The organism is Micromonospora sp. NPDC049900 (assembly GCF_044461025.1).
In the GTDB taxonomy this organism is placed as follows: domain Bacteria; phylum Actinomycetota; class Actinomycetes; order Mycobacteriales; family Micromonosporaceae; genus Micromonospora.
Window position 1 is genome coordinate 16,217 of sequence record NZ_JBITKM010000011.1, and the last position, 15,216, is coordinate 31,432.

The 15,216-nt window shown below is 71.7% G+C and carries 12 protein-coding genes; all 12 read left to right on the forward strand.

Annotated elements, in window-relative coordinates; translation table 11 throughout:
• Nucleotides 1-221 precede the first annotated feature (221 nt).
• The 12 genes from ACIBMZ_RS22220 to ACIBMZ_RS22275 are packed head-to-tail and all read left to right on the forward strand — an operon-like array spanning nucleotide 222 to nucleotide 15,216.
• Complete coding sequence (locus ACIBMZ_RS22220; RefSeq protein ID WP_396696684.1) at nucleotides 222-1,877, forward strand: ABC transporter substrate-binding protein; 1,656 nt, start codon at nucleotides 222-224, stop codon at nucleotides 1,875-1,877.
• A gap of 18 nt (nucleotides 1,878-1,895) precedes the next feature.
• On the forward strand, nucleotides 1,896-2,906 hold the full coding sequence (locus ACIBMZ_RS22225; protein ID WP_396696686.1) for an ABC transporter permease: 1,011 nt from the start codon (nucleotides 1,896-1,898) through the stop codon (nucleotides 2,904-2,906).
• A complete protein-coding gene (locus tag ACIBMZ_RS22230; RefSeq protein WP_396696688.1) occupies nucleotides 2,906-3,790 on the forward strand; it encodes an ABC transporter permease in 885 nt (294 codons plus the stop codon). The genes ACIBMZ_RS22225 and ACIBMZ_RS22230 overlap by 1 nt, the downstream gene beginning before the upstream one ends.
• A 2-nt stretch (nucleotides 3,791-3,792) precedes the next feature.
• Nucleotides 3,793-5,826 carry a dipeptide ABC transporter ATP-binding protein gene (locus tag ACIBMZ_RS22235; protein ID WP_396696690.1) on the forward strand — a complete coding sequence of 678 codons (2,034 nt, stop codon included), beginning with the start codon at nucleotides 3,793-3,795 and terminating at the stop codon, nucleotides 5,824-5,826.
• On the forward strand, nucleotides 5,823-7,874 hold the full coding sequence (locus ACIBMZ_RS22240) for a hydantoinase/oxoprolinase family protein (protein WP_396696692.1): 2,052 nt from the start codon (nucleotides 5,823-5,825) through the stop codon (nucleotides 7,872-7,874). The genes ACIBMZ_RS22235 and ACIBMZ_RS22240 overlap by 4 nt, the downstream gene beginning before the upstream one ends.
• A complete protein-coding gene (locus tag ACIBMZ_RS22245; RefSeq protein WP_396696694.1) occupies nucleotides 7,871-9,559 on the forward strand; it encodes a hydantoinase B/oxoprolinase family protein in 1,689 nt (562 codons plus the stop codon). The genes ACIBMZ_RS22240 and ACIBMZ_RS22245 overlap by 4 nt, the downstream gene beginning before the upstream one ends.
• Entirely contained in the window at nucleotides 9,552-11,237 is a 1,686-nt protein-coding gene (locus tag ACIBMZ_RS22250; RefSeq protein ID WP_396696696.1) for a hydantoinase B/oxoprolinase family protein, read from the forward strand. Before ACIBMZ_RS22245 ends, ACIBMZ_RS22250 begins: the two co-directional genes overlap by 8 nt.
• Nucleotides 11,234-12,481 (forward strand): amidohydrolase family protein, encoded by a 1,248-nt coding sequence (locus ACIBMZ_RS22255; RefSeq protein ID WP_396696698.1) that lies wholly within the window; start codon nucleotides 11,234-11,236, stop codon nucleotides 12,479-12,481. Before ACIBMZ_RS22250 ends, ACIBMZ_RS22255 begins: the two co-directional genes overlap by 4 nt.
• A complete protein-coding gene (locus ACIBMZ_RS22260) occupies nucleotides 12,478-12,888 on the forward strand; it encodes a nuclear transport factor 2 family protein (protein WP_396696700.1) in 411 nt (136 codons plus the stop codon). Before ACIBMZ_RS22255 ends, ACIBMZ_RS22260 begins: the two co-directional genes overlap by 4 nt.
• The gene (locus ACIBMZ_RS22265; protein WP_396696928.1) at nucleotides 12,888-13,892 is read left to right on the forward strand and encodes a zinc-binding dehydrogenase; all 1,005 of its coding nucleotides are present in this window, start codon (nucleotides 12,888-12,890) and stop codon (nucleotides 13,890-13,892) included. The genes ACIBMZ_RS22260 and ACIBMZ_RS22265 overlap by 1 nt, the downstream gene beginning before the upstream one ends.
• The gene (locus tag ACIBMZ_RS22270; protein WP_396696702.1) at nucleotides 13,889-14,218 is read left to right on the forward strand and encodes a TIGR04076 family protein; all 330 of its coding nucleotides are present in this window, start codon (nucleotides 13,889-13,891) and stop codon (nucleotides 14,216-14,218) included. The genes ACIBMZ_RS22265 and ACIBMZ_RS22270 overlap by 4 nt, the downstream gene beginning before the upstream one ends.
• Nucleotides 14,218-15,216, forward strand: coding sequence for an LLM class flavin-dependent oxidoreductase (locus ACIBMZ_RS22275; protein WP_396696704.1), 999 nt, complete (start codon nucleotides 14,218-14,220; stop codon nucleotides 15,214-15,216). The genes ACIBMZ_RS22270 and ACIBMZ_RS22275 overlap by 1 nt, the downstream gene beginning before the upstream one ends.

Here is a 15,216-nt window from a genome sequence, read left to right on the forward strand (position 1 = left end):
GCGGGCGAGGGCCTGGTGAACAGCCGTACGTATCAGTTGTGTGAACTTGTGTGAACACTTGCGCCGCACTTCATCAGCCGTTCGGCCGGGTCTGGGTGCCAATTTCGGGAGTTCCGCTGTGAACAAGGGTTGGGGTCTTGTTCACCTCCACCTAATCCGATAGAACACGAGTGGGTCCGCTGCGCGGCCCGTCCGCCTCGTAGTTCTAGGAGGACTACTTCATGGCACGTACACCTGGTGTGGGCCCCTCCTCGCCCGCCATCTCCCGACGCGGGGTGCTGCAACTGGGCGGCAGTTTCGCGCTCCTGCTCACCACGGGCGCCTGCGCCGCGAACAGCGGCTCGAACTCGGACGACTCGACGTCCGGCGGCCCGACCGCCAGCACGCTGCGGATCGCGGTGTCGAGCTACCTGTCGAGCTGGGATCAGGACTTCGTCGGCTTCGACCTGACCGCGCTGATGATGTTCAAGAACGTCTTCCCCTACATGATCGACTACGGCGTCACCACCGCGGGTGACAGCCAGATCCTCGACACCCAGAACATCACCCCGACCTTCGCCGAGTCCTTCGAGCCGGACGCCGAGCAGAAGGTGTGGACGTTGAAGCTGCGCCGGGGCGTCACGTTCGCCAGCGGCAACGAGATGACCGCGGCCGACGTGAAGTGGTCCAAGGACCGCGCCTTCGCCGCCCAGGCGAACGTGGCCGGCATCTACCGCACCATCGGTCTGACCGAAGCCGACCAGGTCAAGGTCGTCGACGACTACACCGTCGAGTTCCACCAGGCGTTCCCCAGCGCGCTGACCCGGCAGATCCAGGCGATCTCGCTGTACGTCTTCGACTCGGAGGAGGCCAAGAAGCACGCCACCGCCGACGACCCGTGGGCCAAGGAGTGGTTCGCCAAGAACGCCCCCACCGGCGGCTACTACAACGTCGCCAAGGCCACCCAGGGGCAGGAGATCGAGCTGGCGGCGAACACCGGCTACCCGGGCCCGGACGCCCCCAAGACGCCGACCATCCGGATCTCCGTGGTGCCCGCCGCCTCGAACCAGCGGCTGCAACTCCAGGCCGGTGACATCGACATCGCCCTCGGCGTCAGCCAGCGCGACATCGAGGACCTTCGCAGCATCGACGGGGTCAAGGTGATCTCGGCGGCCAGCAACCGCCAGGTCGCGATCCAGATGTCGGTCACCTCGGCGCCGTTCGACAACGTCGACGTCCGCAAGGCGTTGGCCTACGCGGTGCCGTACGAGCAGATCATCAACAACGTCTACGGCGGCGACGCCCGTGCCGCCAAGAGCCCGGTACCGCTGGACATGCCCGGGTACGACGAGAGCGGCTACCCGTTCACCCACGACGTGGACCGGGCCCGTGCCGCGCTGAACGCCGCAGGCCGTGCCTCGGTCGAGTCGGAGCTGGTCTTCGAGGCCGACAACGAGGAGCAGCAGCGCATCGCGGTGCAGGTGCAGAGCGAGGCGGCGAAGGCCGGCATCAACCTCAAGCTGACCCCGCTGGACCCGGCCACCCTCGGCGAGCGGCGGACCCGCAAGAACATCCCGCTCCAGCTCACCTCCGGCCAGCTCTGGGTCAACGACGTCGAATACATGCTCGCCACGAGCTTCGTCAAGGGCGCGAACCTCAACTACTCGAACTACACCAACGCCGAGATCGAGCAGATCTACGAGCGGTCGCACACCACCGTCGACGAGGCCGACCGCAACGCGCTGTGGCGGCGGGTCCAGCAGATCCTCGCCGAGGACGTGCCGTGGGTGGTGATCTGTCAGCCCAACTTCAACCTCCCGGTCCGTGAGGCGGTGGCCGGCTGGGTGCAGCCGATGGACGGCCTCGCCCGGCTGCGCTACCTGACCAGGTCGGCCTAGGCGCGGCCGGCTCCCTTCATGCGAATCCTCCGTTTCGTCGTCAGGCGGCTGCTCCAGCTCATCCCGGTGTTGCTCGGGGTGGTCGTCCTGACCTTCCTCATCGTCCGGGTGCTGCCCGGCGACCCGGTCCGCAGCATCCTCGGCCAGAACGCCAGCGAGGCCGACGCCGAGGCGGCCCGCGCCCGGTTCGGGTTGGACCAGCCGCTGTGGCGGCAGTTCCTCGACTACCTCGGCGGGCTGGTCACCGGTGACTTCGGCACCTCCATCCAGAGCGGCGGCTCGGTCGGCGCGGAGATGGCGCTGCGGATCGGGCCCACCCTGGAGCTGGTGGTCATCGCGGTCTCCATCGCGCTGGTGGTGGCCACCGTGCTGGGCGTCTGGTCGGCCCGGCGGGCCAACAGCGTCGGCGACCACGGCGTGCGGATCTTCGCCCTGGTCGGCAACTCCATCCCGGAGTTCTGGCTGGGCCTGGTGCTCGTGCTGGTCGGCTACAGCATGCTGGGCTGGTTCCCGGCACCCAGCGGACGGGTCGACCCGGACACGAACCTGACCCCGTTGACCGGCGCCGGCCTCGTCGACGCGGCCCTGACCGGGAACGGACCGGCGCTGGCCAGCGCTGCCGCGTACCTGGCGCTGCCGGTGCTCACCCTGGTCGTCGGCGTGATGGCACCGCTGCTGCGCAGCGTCCGGGCGTCGGCGCTGGAGGTGCTCAACTCCGAGGCGTACACCGCGGCGGCGGCGCACGGGCTGCCGCAACGGACCCTGCTCTACGGCTACCTGCTGCGCTCCACGCTGCTGCGGCTGCCGGCCCTGGCCGCGTTGGTCTTCGGCACCGCCATCGGCTCGACCGTGCTGGTCGAGTACGTCTTCTCCTGGCAGGGCTTCGGCCAGTGGGCGCTGCGCGGCCTGCTGTACCGGGACTACCCGGTGGTGCAGGCGTCCGTTGTGGTGATCGCGCTCTGCTACGTGCTGGTGTTCCTCATCGCCGACGTGGTCCACGCGATCCTCGACCCGAGAGTGAGGATCTGATGGCAGACCTGCGCGGTGTCGGCCCCGGGGACGCCGGCGCCGACGCGGTGATCGTCACCGGCAGTCGGGACGACCGCTTCTCCCGCATCCTGATCATCACCGGCGCGACCATCCTGGCCGTGGTGGCGCTGGCCGCACTCGCCGCGCCGCTGCTCTCCTCCTGGGGCGCGACCGAGGTCGACCCGAACGCCACCCTGGCCGCCCCCGGCGGCGCACACCTGCTCGGCACCGACACCAACGGCATGGACGTCTGGAGCCGGGTGCTGCACGCGGCCCGGCTGGACCTGGGCATCGCGGTCGCCGCGGTGGCCCTGGCGGTGGTGGTCGGCACGCTGCTCGGCCTGGTGGCCGGCTACCGGGGCGGCTGGATCGACGACGTGCTCATGCGGGTCGTCGACATCTTCCAGGCGTTCCCCACCTTCATCCTGGCCCTGGCGGTGGCGGCCCTGCTCGGCAACGGCACGGTCAACCTCATCATCACCATCGCGGCGGTGAACGCCCCCGCGTACGCCCGACTGGTCCGCGCCGAGGTACGCACCCAGCGCGAGCTGCCGTTCGTCGACGCCGCGGTGACCTCCGGGGCCTCGACGACGGGCATCCTCTGGCGGCACCTGCTGCCCAACAGCCTCACCCCGGTCCGGACGATCGCGCCGCTGAACTGCGGCTGGGCGATGCTCACCCTGGCCGGGCTCTCCTTCCTCGGGCTGGGCGTCAGCATCCCGGAGGCCGAGTGGGGCGCGATGATCAGCCTCGGTGCCCCGGACGTGGTCGGCGGTCGATGGTGGACCAGCGTGCCGCCCGGCCTGGCCCTGTTCGTCTCCGTGCTGGGGTTCAGCCTGCTCGGCGAGGGCCTGCAGGAACGCGCGAACGCGAAGCGGCGGTAACCATGCTCTCCATCGAGAACCTCTCCGTGGTCATCCACCGGGCCGGTCGGCAGGTGGCCGCCCTCAGCGACGTCAGCCTCACCGTCCGGCCCGGCGAGGTGGTCGGACTGGTCGGCGAGAGCGGCGGCGGCAAGAGCATGGTGGCCCGGGCGGTGGTCGGCCTGCTGCCCACCGGCGCACACGCCAGCGGGCGGGTCCGCTTCGACGACGCGGACGTGCTGCGGATGGACGAGACGGCCCTCGCCGCCCACCGGGGACGGGGAGCGGCGATCTGCTTCCAGAACCCGCGCGGGGCGCTCAGCCCCACCCGCACCGTGGGACGCCAGCTCACCGACCGGCTCGTCACCCACCAGGAGATGTCCGCCGGACGCGCCCGCGAGGCCGCGCGGGAGCTGTTCGAGGCGGTCGGCATCCGCAACCCGCAACGCCGCCTGGAGGCGTACCCGCACGAGCTGTCCGGCGGCATGGCCCAGCGGGTGATGATCTCGCTGGCCACCGGTTGCGCCCCCGGCCTGCTGATCGCCGACGAGCCGACCACCGGCCTGGACGTGACGCTCACCCGGGAGATCCTGCGCCAGTTCCGGCACGCCGCCGACGTGGACGGCCGCAGCGTCCTGCTGATCTCGCACGACCTCGCCTCGATCGCCGAGGTCTGCGACCGGGTGGTGGTGCTCTACGCCGGCACCGTGGTCGAGAGCGGACCGGCCGACCAGGTCTTCCGGGAACCGGCGCACCCCTACACCCGGGCGCTGCTGCGCTCGGTGCCCGACGTCGGCGGCCGACCGGTGGTGGCCACCCCCGGCGCCATGCCGCTGCTGCGCGAGGCACCGCACCAGTGCCCGTTCGCGGCCCGCTGCCCGCACGCCGACGACACCTGCACCACCAGCCGTCCGCCCACCACCCGGATGGACGCGCCTGCCGACGACGCATCCGCCGCCGACTGGTCGCTGGCCTGCTACCACCCGCAGACCGGCCCGATCACCACCGACGAGGCGGCACCCACGCCCGCCGTCGCCGTCGACGCGACGGAGTCCGGGTCCGCCGTCCTGGAGATCGAGGACGCGCACGTGGTCTACCGCAGCCGCTTCGGCTCCGGCGGACACCACGCGTTGCGCGGGGTGAGCCTGCGCCTGGGACCCGGCGAGACGCTCGGGGTGGTCGGCGAGAGCGGCTGCGGCAAGAGCACCCTCGCCAAACTCATCATGGGGCTGGTCGCGCCCAGTTCCGGCTCCGTCGCGGTCGCCGGGCAACACCTGGTCCGCCAGCCGGGCCGCCGGGCGCCCCGGGGTCGGGAGCTGCGCCGGCTGCGGACCCGCGCCCAGCTCGTCTTCCAGGACCCGATCGGGTCGCTGAGCCCGAGGCGTACCGTCGGCGACTCCATCGCCGAGCCGCTGCGCGCCGCCGGCCTGCCCGCCGCCCAGCGGGAGGCCCGGGTCGCCGCCGTGCTGGACCGGATGGAACTCGACCGGTCCATCCTGCGGCGCTACCCGCACGAGCTCTCCGGCGGCCAAGCCCAGCGCATCGGCATCGCCCGCGCCCTGGTCGGCGAGCCCGACCTGATCGTCTTCGACGAGCCCACCTCCGCCCTCGACGTCACCGTGCAGGCCCAGATCCTCGACGTGATCGCCGACGTCACCGCCGACACCGACCGGGCCTCGGTCTTCATCTCGCACGACCTGGCCACCGTCCGGGGCTTCGCCGACCGGGTGGCGGTGCTCTACCTCGGTCGCGTGGTGGAGGAGGGGCCCGTCGACGTCGTGTTCGACACCCCCCGCCACCCCTACACCCGGGCACTGCTGGCCAGCGCACCGCGACTCGGCGCGCCGCCCGCGTCCGTCGCGGGGGTGGAGCTGGTCAAGGACCTGGAGGAGACCGACGCGGCCACCGGATGTGCGCTCGCCGCCCGGTGCCCCTTCGTCACCGACACCTGTCGCTCCCAGCCGCAGAACCTTCAGTCGTACGGCGCGAGCCGGGCCGCCTGCTGGCGCGTCCCGGAACTTCCCGCCCTGATCGGAAAGCAGGCCGACACGCCATGACCCGTCGTCCCATCCGGCTGGCCGTCGACATCGGCGGCACGTTCGTCGACGCGATGGAACTGGACACCCGCACCAACCGGGTGCGTTTCCGCAAGGCGTCGACCACCCCGGCCCGGCCCGCCGACGGGGTGCTCGCCGCCATCGAGGCGCTCGGCACCGACCTGTCCGAGGTGGAGCTGTTCACGCACGGCACCACGCTGGGACTCAACGCGGTGCTGGAGCGGCGCGGCGGCCGGACCGGGGTCATCACCAACGAGGGCTTCCGCGACATCTTCCTGATCGGCCGGGGCAACGTGCCCGCCGACCACATGTACGACTTCCAGTACCAGCGCCCGCCGAGCCTGGTGCAGCGCCGTTTCACCGCCGGGGTACGCGGTCGACTCGACCACCGGGGCCGGGTGGTGGAGGACCTGGACCCGGCCAGCGTCCGCGCCGCCGCCCGCACGCTGGTGGTGGACCACCAGGTGACCTCGATCGCGATCTGCTTCCTGCACTCGTTCCTGGACCCCACCCACGAGCGCGAGGCGGCCCGGCTGATCCGCGAGGAGTTCCCCGAGGTCAGCCTCTCGCTCTCCACCGACATCGTGCGCGAGTACCGCGAGTACGAGCGGACCAGCACCACCGTGCTGGAGGCGTACATCCGGCCGATCTTCGAACGGTACGTCGACGAGTTGGAGTCCGGCCTCGCCGAGCGGGGCTTCACCGGACAGTTCCTGATCATGCGCTCCGGCGGTGGCTCGATGACCAGCGCGGTGGCGAAGACGTCACCGACGCACACCGTGCTGTCCGGCCCGGCCGGCGGCATCGTCGGTGCCGCGTACCTCGCCTCGGAGCTGGGCCGGGAGCGGCTGCTGACGTTCGACATCGGCGGCACCTCGCTGGACGCCTGCGTGATCGAGAACGGCACCGCGGTGGCCGCGTACGAGGCGCAGTTGGAGCACTTCCCGCTGCTGATCCCGACGTACGACATCCGGACCATCGGTGCCGGTGGCGGCTCGATCGCCTGGCTGGACCGGGGGCTGCTCAAGGTGGGCCCGCAGAGCGCCGGGGCCGACCCGGGGCCGGTCTGCTACGGCCGGGGCGGCACCCGTCCGACCGTCACCGACGCGGCGGTGGTGCTCGGCTACATGGACCCGGAGCGTTTCCTCGCCGGCACCATGGGCCTGCACGACCAGGCGGCGCGGGCGGCGATCGACGAGCAACTGGCGCAGCCGCTCGGGCTGGACGCCACGTCCGCCGCCGCCGGTGTCTTCGACGTGCTGCTGGCCCGCACGGTCGGCGCGGTCCGCCAGATCACCGTGGAACGGGGGCACGACCCCCGGCACTTCTCGCTGCTCGCCTTCGGCGGTGCCGGGCCGCTGCTGGCTCCGCTGCTCGCCCGCGAGATGGGCATCGGCGAGGTCGTCGTGCCGTTCGCGCCGTCCGGCTTCTCCGCCTGGGGAATGCTGTCGGCGGACATCGTGAACGACTTCAGCCGTACCGTGATGGCCGGCCTCGACGAGGTGGGACTGGACGAGCTGGAGGAGCTGTTCAAGGCCGTCGGGGCGGAGGCGGTCGCCTCGCTGGTGGACCAGGGCGTACCGGCCGACCAGGCCGTGCTGGAGCGCCAGTTCGAGGTGCGCTACCTGGGCCAGGAGCACAGCCTGATGGTGACCGTCGGGTCGACGCTGGACCGCGACGCGGTGCGCGGCGCCTTCGACGAGGTGCACCGGGCCCGGTACGGCCACACCATGGACAACCCGCTGCAACTGCTCAACCTGCGGGTCCGGGGCATCGGCCGGACCACCCGCCCGGAGCTGGGCACCCACCCGCGCGGCAACGGTGACCCGTCCCGGGCGCTGCTCACCCACCGCGACGCGTACGACTTCGGCTCGCGTGCCGTGGTCCCGTTCGCGGTGTACGACCGGGCCGTGCTGGAGCCGGGCGACACGTTCAGCGGTCCGGCGCTGGTCGACGAGGGCACCTCCACCACGGTCGTGCCCAGTGGCCAGCGCGTCACCGTGGACGAGCACCGCTACCTGCTGGTCACCCTGGAGGAGTCGGCATGACCACACTGGACGGCGCACAGGTCGAGGTCGTCCGCAGCTATCTGCTGTCGGCGGCCGAGGAGATGCGGGCCACCCTGATCCGGACCTCGTTCAACCCGGTCATCTACGAGGTGCACGACTTCGGCCTGTCGATCTACGACGCCGACCTGCGCCTGGTCGCCGAGGCCACCGGGCTGACCTTCTTCCTCGGCGCGAACGACTTCTCGCTGGCCAAGGGCGTGGAGTACGTGGGTCGGGAGAACCTGCACCGGGGTGACGTGGTGCTGCTGAACTACCCGTACTGGAATGCCGCGCACGCGTACGACGCGACGCTGTTCGCGCCGGTGTTCCGGCCCGACCCGGCGGACGCCGACGCCGACGGCGACCTGGTGGGCTTCCTCTGTGTCCGGGCGCACTGGATGGATCTGGGGGCGAAGGACCCGGGGTACGTGTTGGACTCGACGGACATGCACCAGGAGGGGTTGATCTTTCCGGGGACGAAGGTGGTGTCCCGGGGTGTGCCGGTGCGGGAGATCCACGAGTTGATCCGGTTCAACTCGCGGATGCCGGACGCGGTGTTGGGTGATCTGCACGCGCAGATCGCCGCGCTGCGTACCGGCGAGCGCCGACTGCTGGAGATCATCGAGAAGTTCGGCCGGGACACCGTCTCCGCCGCCGTCGACCACATCATCGCCGACGGCGAGGCCCGCACCCGGGCCGCGCTGGCCACCCTGCCGCAGGGCACCTGGACGGCCGAGGACTGGGTCGACGACGACGGCATCACCGAGGACCCGGTCAAGATGCGGGTCACGGTCACCGTCAGCGACGAACGTTTCGTGGTGGACTTCGCCGGCTCGGCACCGGCCACCCGGGGGCCGATCAACATGCCGTTCGGCGCGACCGAGGCGATCTGCAAGGTCGTCCTCAAGTCGTTGACCTCGCCGGACGAGCCGTCGAACGCCGGGACCGTCGCCCCGCTGGAGGTACGCGCCGAGCCGGGCACCCTGTTCCACGCGGTCTACCCGCAGCCGACCTTCACGCTCTGGACCGGCATCGTCGCCGTCGAGCTGATCCTCAAGGCGTTGGCGCAGGGGATGCCGGAGCGGTTGCCGGCGTCCAGTGGTGGTGACGTGCCGGGGTTCATGATGGTCGGCGCGCACCCGGAGACCGGTCAGATCTTCGCGGTGAGCAACAACGACCTGGTCGGCTGGGGCGGCACCCCCGAGCACGACGGCATGGAGGCCGCCACCCACGTCTCCGGCAGCACCGGGCGGGGCACCCCGATCGAGGTGATGGAGGCCCGCACCGGGATGTTCTTCGAGCGGGTGGAGATTCGGACGGATTCGGGTGGTGCGGGGCGGTTTCGGGGTGGGTGTGGGTTGCGGCGGGATATTCGTTTCGTGTCGTCGGGGGAGTTTCTTTCGGTGATCAAGAAGACGCGGAGTGCGCCGTGGGCGTTGGCGGGTGGGTTGTCGCCGGAGCCGAATCAGGTGGTGGTGTTTCCGGGTACGGATCGTGAGGCGCGGGTGAGTACGCGTCGGACTTCGGTGGTGTCCGGTGATCGGGTGTCGTTGTTGACCGCTGGTGGTGGTGGTCATGGTGATCCCTCGTTGCGGGATCCGGAGGCGGTACGTCGTGACGTGGCGGAGGGGTACGTCTCCGCCGAGGCCGCCCGTGAGGTCTACGGGGTGGACGTCGATGGGTGAGCCCCCGGTCGACGGCGCGACCGTCGAGGTGATCGGCAGCTACCTCACCTCCGCCGCCGAGGAGATGCGGGTGACGCTGGTGCGCACCGCCTTCAACCCGGTCATCTACGAGGTGCACGACTTCGGCATCTCCGTCTACGACCGTCACCTGCGGCTGGTCGCGGAGTCGACCGGGCTGTCCCGGTTCCTCGGCGCGAACGACTACTCGCTGGCCAGGGGCGTGGAGTACGTGGGTCGGGAGAACCTGCACCCGGGCGACGTGGTGTTGCTCAACTACCCGTACTGGAACGCCGCGCACAGCTACGACGCCACGCTGTTCGCCCCGGTCTTCCTGCCCGACCCGCAAGGCGCCGACGGGGAGGAGCTGATCGGCTTCCTCTGCATCCGCGCGCACTGGATGGACCTCGGGGCGAAGGACCCGGGGTACGTGTTGGACTCGACGGACATGCACCAGGAAGGGTTGATCTTCCCGGGGACGAAGGTGGTGTCCCGGGGAGAGCCGGTGCGGGAGATCCACGAGCTGATCCGGTTCAACTCGCGGATGCCGGACGCGGTGCTGGGTGACCTGCACGCGCAGATCGCCGCGCTGCGCACCGGCGAGCGCCGCCTCACCGAGGTGTACCGCCGGCACGGCACGGCCACCGTGGACGCCGTGGTCGAGCGGCTCATCGCCACGGCCGCCGAATCCGCCGCCGAGGCGGTCGCCGCGCTGCCGCAGGGCACCTGGACGGCCGAGGACTGGCTCGACGACGACGGCGTCACCGACCAGCCGATCCTGATGCGGGCCACGGTGACCGTCGCCGACGGCACGTTCACGGTGGACTTCGCCGGTTCCTCACCGGCGGTCCCCGGCCCGGTCAACCTGCCGCTGGGCGCCACCATCGCGACCTGCCGGGTCGCCTTCAAGGCGATCACCACCCCCACCGAGCAGAGCAACGCCGGGCACTTCGCCCCGCTGCGGGTACGCGCCGAGCCCGGCACGCTGTTCCACGCGGTCTACCCGGCGGCGACCTTCACCCAGTGGACCGGGACGGTCGCCCTGGAACTGATCTACAAGGCGTTGGCGCAGGGGATGCCGGAGCGGTTGCCCGCGTCCAGCGGTGGTGACGTGCCCGGGTTCATGATGGTCGGCGCGCACCCGGAGACCGGTCAGATCTTCGCCGTGAGCAACAACGACCCGGTGGGCTGGGGCGGCACCGTCGACCACGACGGGATCGGCCCGGCGAACCACCTGTGCCAGACCCAGGCCCGCAACACCCCCGTCGAAGTCCTGGAAGCCAAGACCGGGATGTTCTTCGAGCGGGTGGAGATCCGGACGGATTCGGGTGGTGCGGGGCGGTTCCGGGGTGGGTGTGGGTTGCGGCGGGATATTCGTTTCGTGTCGTCGGGGGAGTTTCTTTCGGTGATCAAGAAGACGCGGAGTGCGCCGTGGGCGTTGGCGGGTGGGTTGTCGCCGGAGCCGAATCAGGTGGTGGTGTTTCCGGGTACGGATCGTGAGGCGCGGGTGAGTACGCGTCGGACTGCGGTGGTGTCCGGTGATCGGGTGTCGTTGTTGACCGCTGGTGGTGGTGGTCATGGTGATCCCTCGTTGCGGGATCCGGAGGCGGTACGTCGTGACGTGGCGGAGGGGTACGTCTCCGCCGAGGCCGCCCGTGAGACCTATGGGGTGATCGCATGAGCGACGTCGAGCCGAACCTGCTGCTGGCCCACTGCACCGTGCTGGACGCGCGGGTGGTGGACGGGGTGGACCCGATCCCGGACGCCGCCGTCTGGGTACGCGGCGACCGGATCGCCGCCGTCGGTCCGTACGCCGAGGTGGCGGCGCAGGCGCAGGCCGCCGGTGCGGTCCGCGAGGTGGACCTGGACGGGGCGTACCTGACGCCCGGGCTGGCCAACATGCACACCCATTTCTCGCTGTCGCTGCCCGGCACCGGCGGCGACGACGTCAAGATGATGGGTCCGCACGACCTGGCGTACTACATGGCCGACGGGGCCCGGCGCACGCTGCACTGTGGCGTGACCACGGTGCGCTGCGTCGCCGAGAAGGACCACGCCGACTTCGCGTTGCGTCGCGCCATCGCCGCCGGTCGGGCCCAGGGCCCCCGCATCCACACCGCCGGGCGGGCGCTGGTCTGCACCGGCGGGCACGGCCACGAGAGCAGCGACACCCTGGAGTGCGACGGACCGGTCGGGTTCCGCCACGGCGTGCGCAGCCAGATCAAGGCCGGCGCGGACCTGATCAAGGTGATGATCTCCGGCGGCATCGCCGGGGAACACGAGCGCATCAACACCCCACAGTTGTTCACCGACGAGCTGGCCGCGGTGCTGGAGACGGCACACGCCTGGGGCCGCAAGGTCACCGCGCACGCCGGACCGGCCGAGGTGATCGGCGCGGCGGTGGAGCTGGGACTGGACTGTGTGGAGCACGGCTACCAGCTCACCCCGCAGGTGGTGGCGCGGATGGCGGAGCAGGGCGCCGCCCTGGTGCCGACGCTGCTGGTGACCCGGTGCAAGGAGTTCTTCGACGAACTCGGCGTACCGGAGTGGATGCAGTGCCGGTCGCTCGGGGCCGGACCTCGGCACCTGGAGAGTTTCGCGATGGCCGTCGAGGCCGGGGTGGAGGTGCTGCTCGGCAGCGACATGCCGCCGTTCTGGCACTTCGAGGGCACCAACGCCACGGTCCGGGAGCTGGAGTACATGGCCGAGCGGATCGGCCCGGCGCGGGCGTTGCACGCCGGCACCCGGGGGCCGGTGCGCTGGCTGGGTGTCGAGGAGGACCGGGGCACGGTCGAGGTCGGCAAGCTGGCCGACCTGATCGCGATGGACGAGGACCCGCTCACCGCCACCTCGGCGTTCCGGGGTGTGCGCTGGGTGATGAAGGGCGGGCGGATCGCCCGGGACGACCGGACGGAGACGGCATGACGATCGTGGCAGCCGACGCGGCACTCATCGCCGCGCTCATCGACGACCTGTACGCGGCCTTCCTCGCCGGGGACCGCCAGCGCTTCGACGGGCACCTGCACGCCGACGTGACCACCTGGGAGACCCACCTGCCCGGGCCGTTGCGGACCCGGGCGGAGCTGGACGCCTACCGCGACCAGCGCGACGCCGCCGGACAGCGCCCGCAGTTGGCGGTGCTCGCGGCGCAGGACAAGCACATCGACGTGTGGGGCGACGCGGGCCTGGCCCGCTATCTGCTGATCGCGCGGGCCGAGGCCGATGACCCGCCGTCGTCCGCCCGCGTCACCGACGTGCTGCGCCGCGTCGACGGCCGGTGGCAGATCGTGCACCACCACGCCGAGTCGCTCCGCGAGCCGGTGGCGGCGTGATGATCCGGCGGCTGGTCGCCTACGACACGGGTGAGCCCGGTCGGGTGCTGTCGGTGGCCGAGCGGCCCGACGACCCCGCGCCCGGCCCCGGCGAGGTCCAGCTCGCGGTCCGCGCCGTGGGGCTGAACTATCTCGACGTCTCGCTCTGTCGGGGCGAGTACCCGGTGCGGCCGGAGCCGCCGATGACGCCGGGTGTCGAGGCGGCCGGTCGGGTGGTGGCGGCCGGTGCCGGTGCCGAGCACCTGCTGGGCCAGGAGGTCATCGCCTGCCCGGCGCTGCCGCGCGGTGCCCTCGGCGACACCGTCACGGTCGACGCGACCGTGGTGGTGCCCCGTCCGTCCACCGTGGACCCGACGATCGCGGCGGCACTGCCGGTCACCTACCAGACCGCCTGGTTCGCGCTGGAACGCGCCGGGGTCACCGCCGGGAAGACGGTGCTGGTGCACGCCGGTGCCGGTGGGGTCGGCATCGCCGTGACCCAACTCGCCGTCGCCCGGGGCGCGCGGGTCGTCGCGACCGCCGGTGGCCCGGCGAAGACCGAGGTCTGCCGGGCCCAGGGTGCGGCCGTGGCGATCGACTACACCGGCGAGGACTTCGTGGCGGCGGTCCGGGCGGCCACCGACGGGCAGGGCGTGGACGTGGTCGTCGACCCGGTCGGCGGCGACCTGCTCGCCCGGTCGCTGGACTGCCTGGCCTTCGAGGGCCGGCTGGTCAGCGTGGGCGCGGCCGGTGGTCCGCCACCGCCGGTCGACCCGGCCCGGCTGATCGCGGCGAACGCCGACCTGATCGGACTCTCCTGGGGCTCGCAGTACCCGTGGCGTCGCCCGGAGGCGGTCGCCGCCGCCTACCGGGCGCTGTTCGACCTCTGCGACTCCGGCGCGGTCCGGCCCCCGGTCAGCCGGGTGGTGTCGCTGGCGCAGACCCCGGCGGCCCTGGACGACCTGGCCGCCCGACGGACCACCGGCAAGATCATCGTACGGCTCGACGAGGAGGAGCGAGGATGAGCGACAGCCCGGACGGCGACATGGAGATCTACGACCTGAAGGTGACCGTGGACCGCATCGAGGGGCGCTCGGTCTGCGGCATGGCCGTCGGCGACTCGTTCGACCTGGTCAACAGTGCCCACCTGAAGCTGCCCGAGGGCAAGCACTTCTGCGTGTACGCCCTCGCCGCCGTGCTGCCCTTCCTCGCCGCCAAGCAGCGGGACCTGGCCGCCGGGGACTGGCTCGACCAGGACTCGCACTTCGCCTGCCCGGACCCGGAGGAGCGGCTGATCATGAAGGTGGAGCGGACCTGCCGACGCCGGATGAACTCGGCGGACCTCACCTGATGACGGTCGAGATCGGACTCGGTCTACAGAGCGACAAGCCGTCCGGCGCGTACGCCCGGCTGGCCCGTGCCGCCGAGTCGCACGGATTCGACGTGCTGACCGTCTTCGGTGACCTGATGTACCAGCCGCCGATCTTCCCGCTGCTGGAGATGGCCCAGGCCACCAGCCGGGTACGCCTCGGCCCGGCCTGCCTGAATCCGTACAGCCTGGCGCCGTACGAGATCGCCGGTCAGCTCGCCGCGCTCGACCTGGCCTCGGCCGGACGGGCCTACCTGGGGTTGGCGCGCGGCACCTGGCTCGGCGCGGTCGGGCTGCCCCAGCCGAAGCCGCTGGCCACCATCGAGGAGGCGGCGGCGGTCGTCTACCGCCTGCTGCGCGGTGACCGCGACGGCTACCGGGGGCAGGTCTTCACGCTGGCCCCGGAGACCGCGCTGCGCTACGCCGTGCAGCGCCCCGATCCGCCGCTGCTGATCGGGGCGTGGGGACCGAAGGGCGCGGCCCTGGCCGGTCGGATCGCCGACGAGATCAAGGTGGGCGGCAGCGCGAACCCAGACATGGTGCCGGTGGTCCGGGACCGGCTCCGGGCCGGGGCCCTCGCCGCCGGACGCGACGTGGACGAGGTCGGCATCGTCCTCGGCGCGGTGACGGTGGTCGACACCGACGGCGAGGCGGCGCGGGCCAAGGCCCGTACCGAGGTCGCCATGTACCTCGCCGTGGTCGCCGACCTGGACCCGACGGTCACCCTGCCGGACGGCCTGGTGGCGCGCGTCGGGGAACTGGTCGACGCGGGCGCGCACGACGCCGCCGGGCGGCTGATCCCGGACGAGGTGCTCGACCGTTTCGCCTTCTCCGGCACCCCGGAGCAGGTCGCCGCCCAGGCGCAGCAGCTCATCGACGCCGGGGTCCGGCGGGTGGAGTTCGGCACCCCGCACGGGCTGACCGACGACCGGGGCGTCGACCTGCTCGGCACCGCCGTCCTGCCCCTGCTGCGTCGCTGA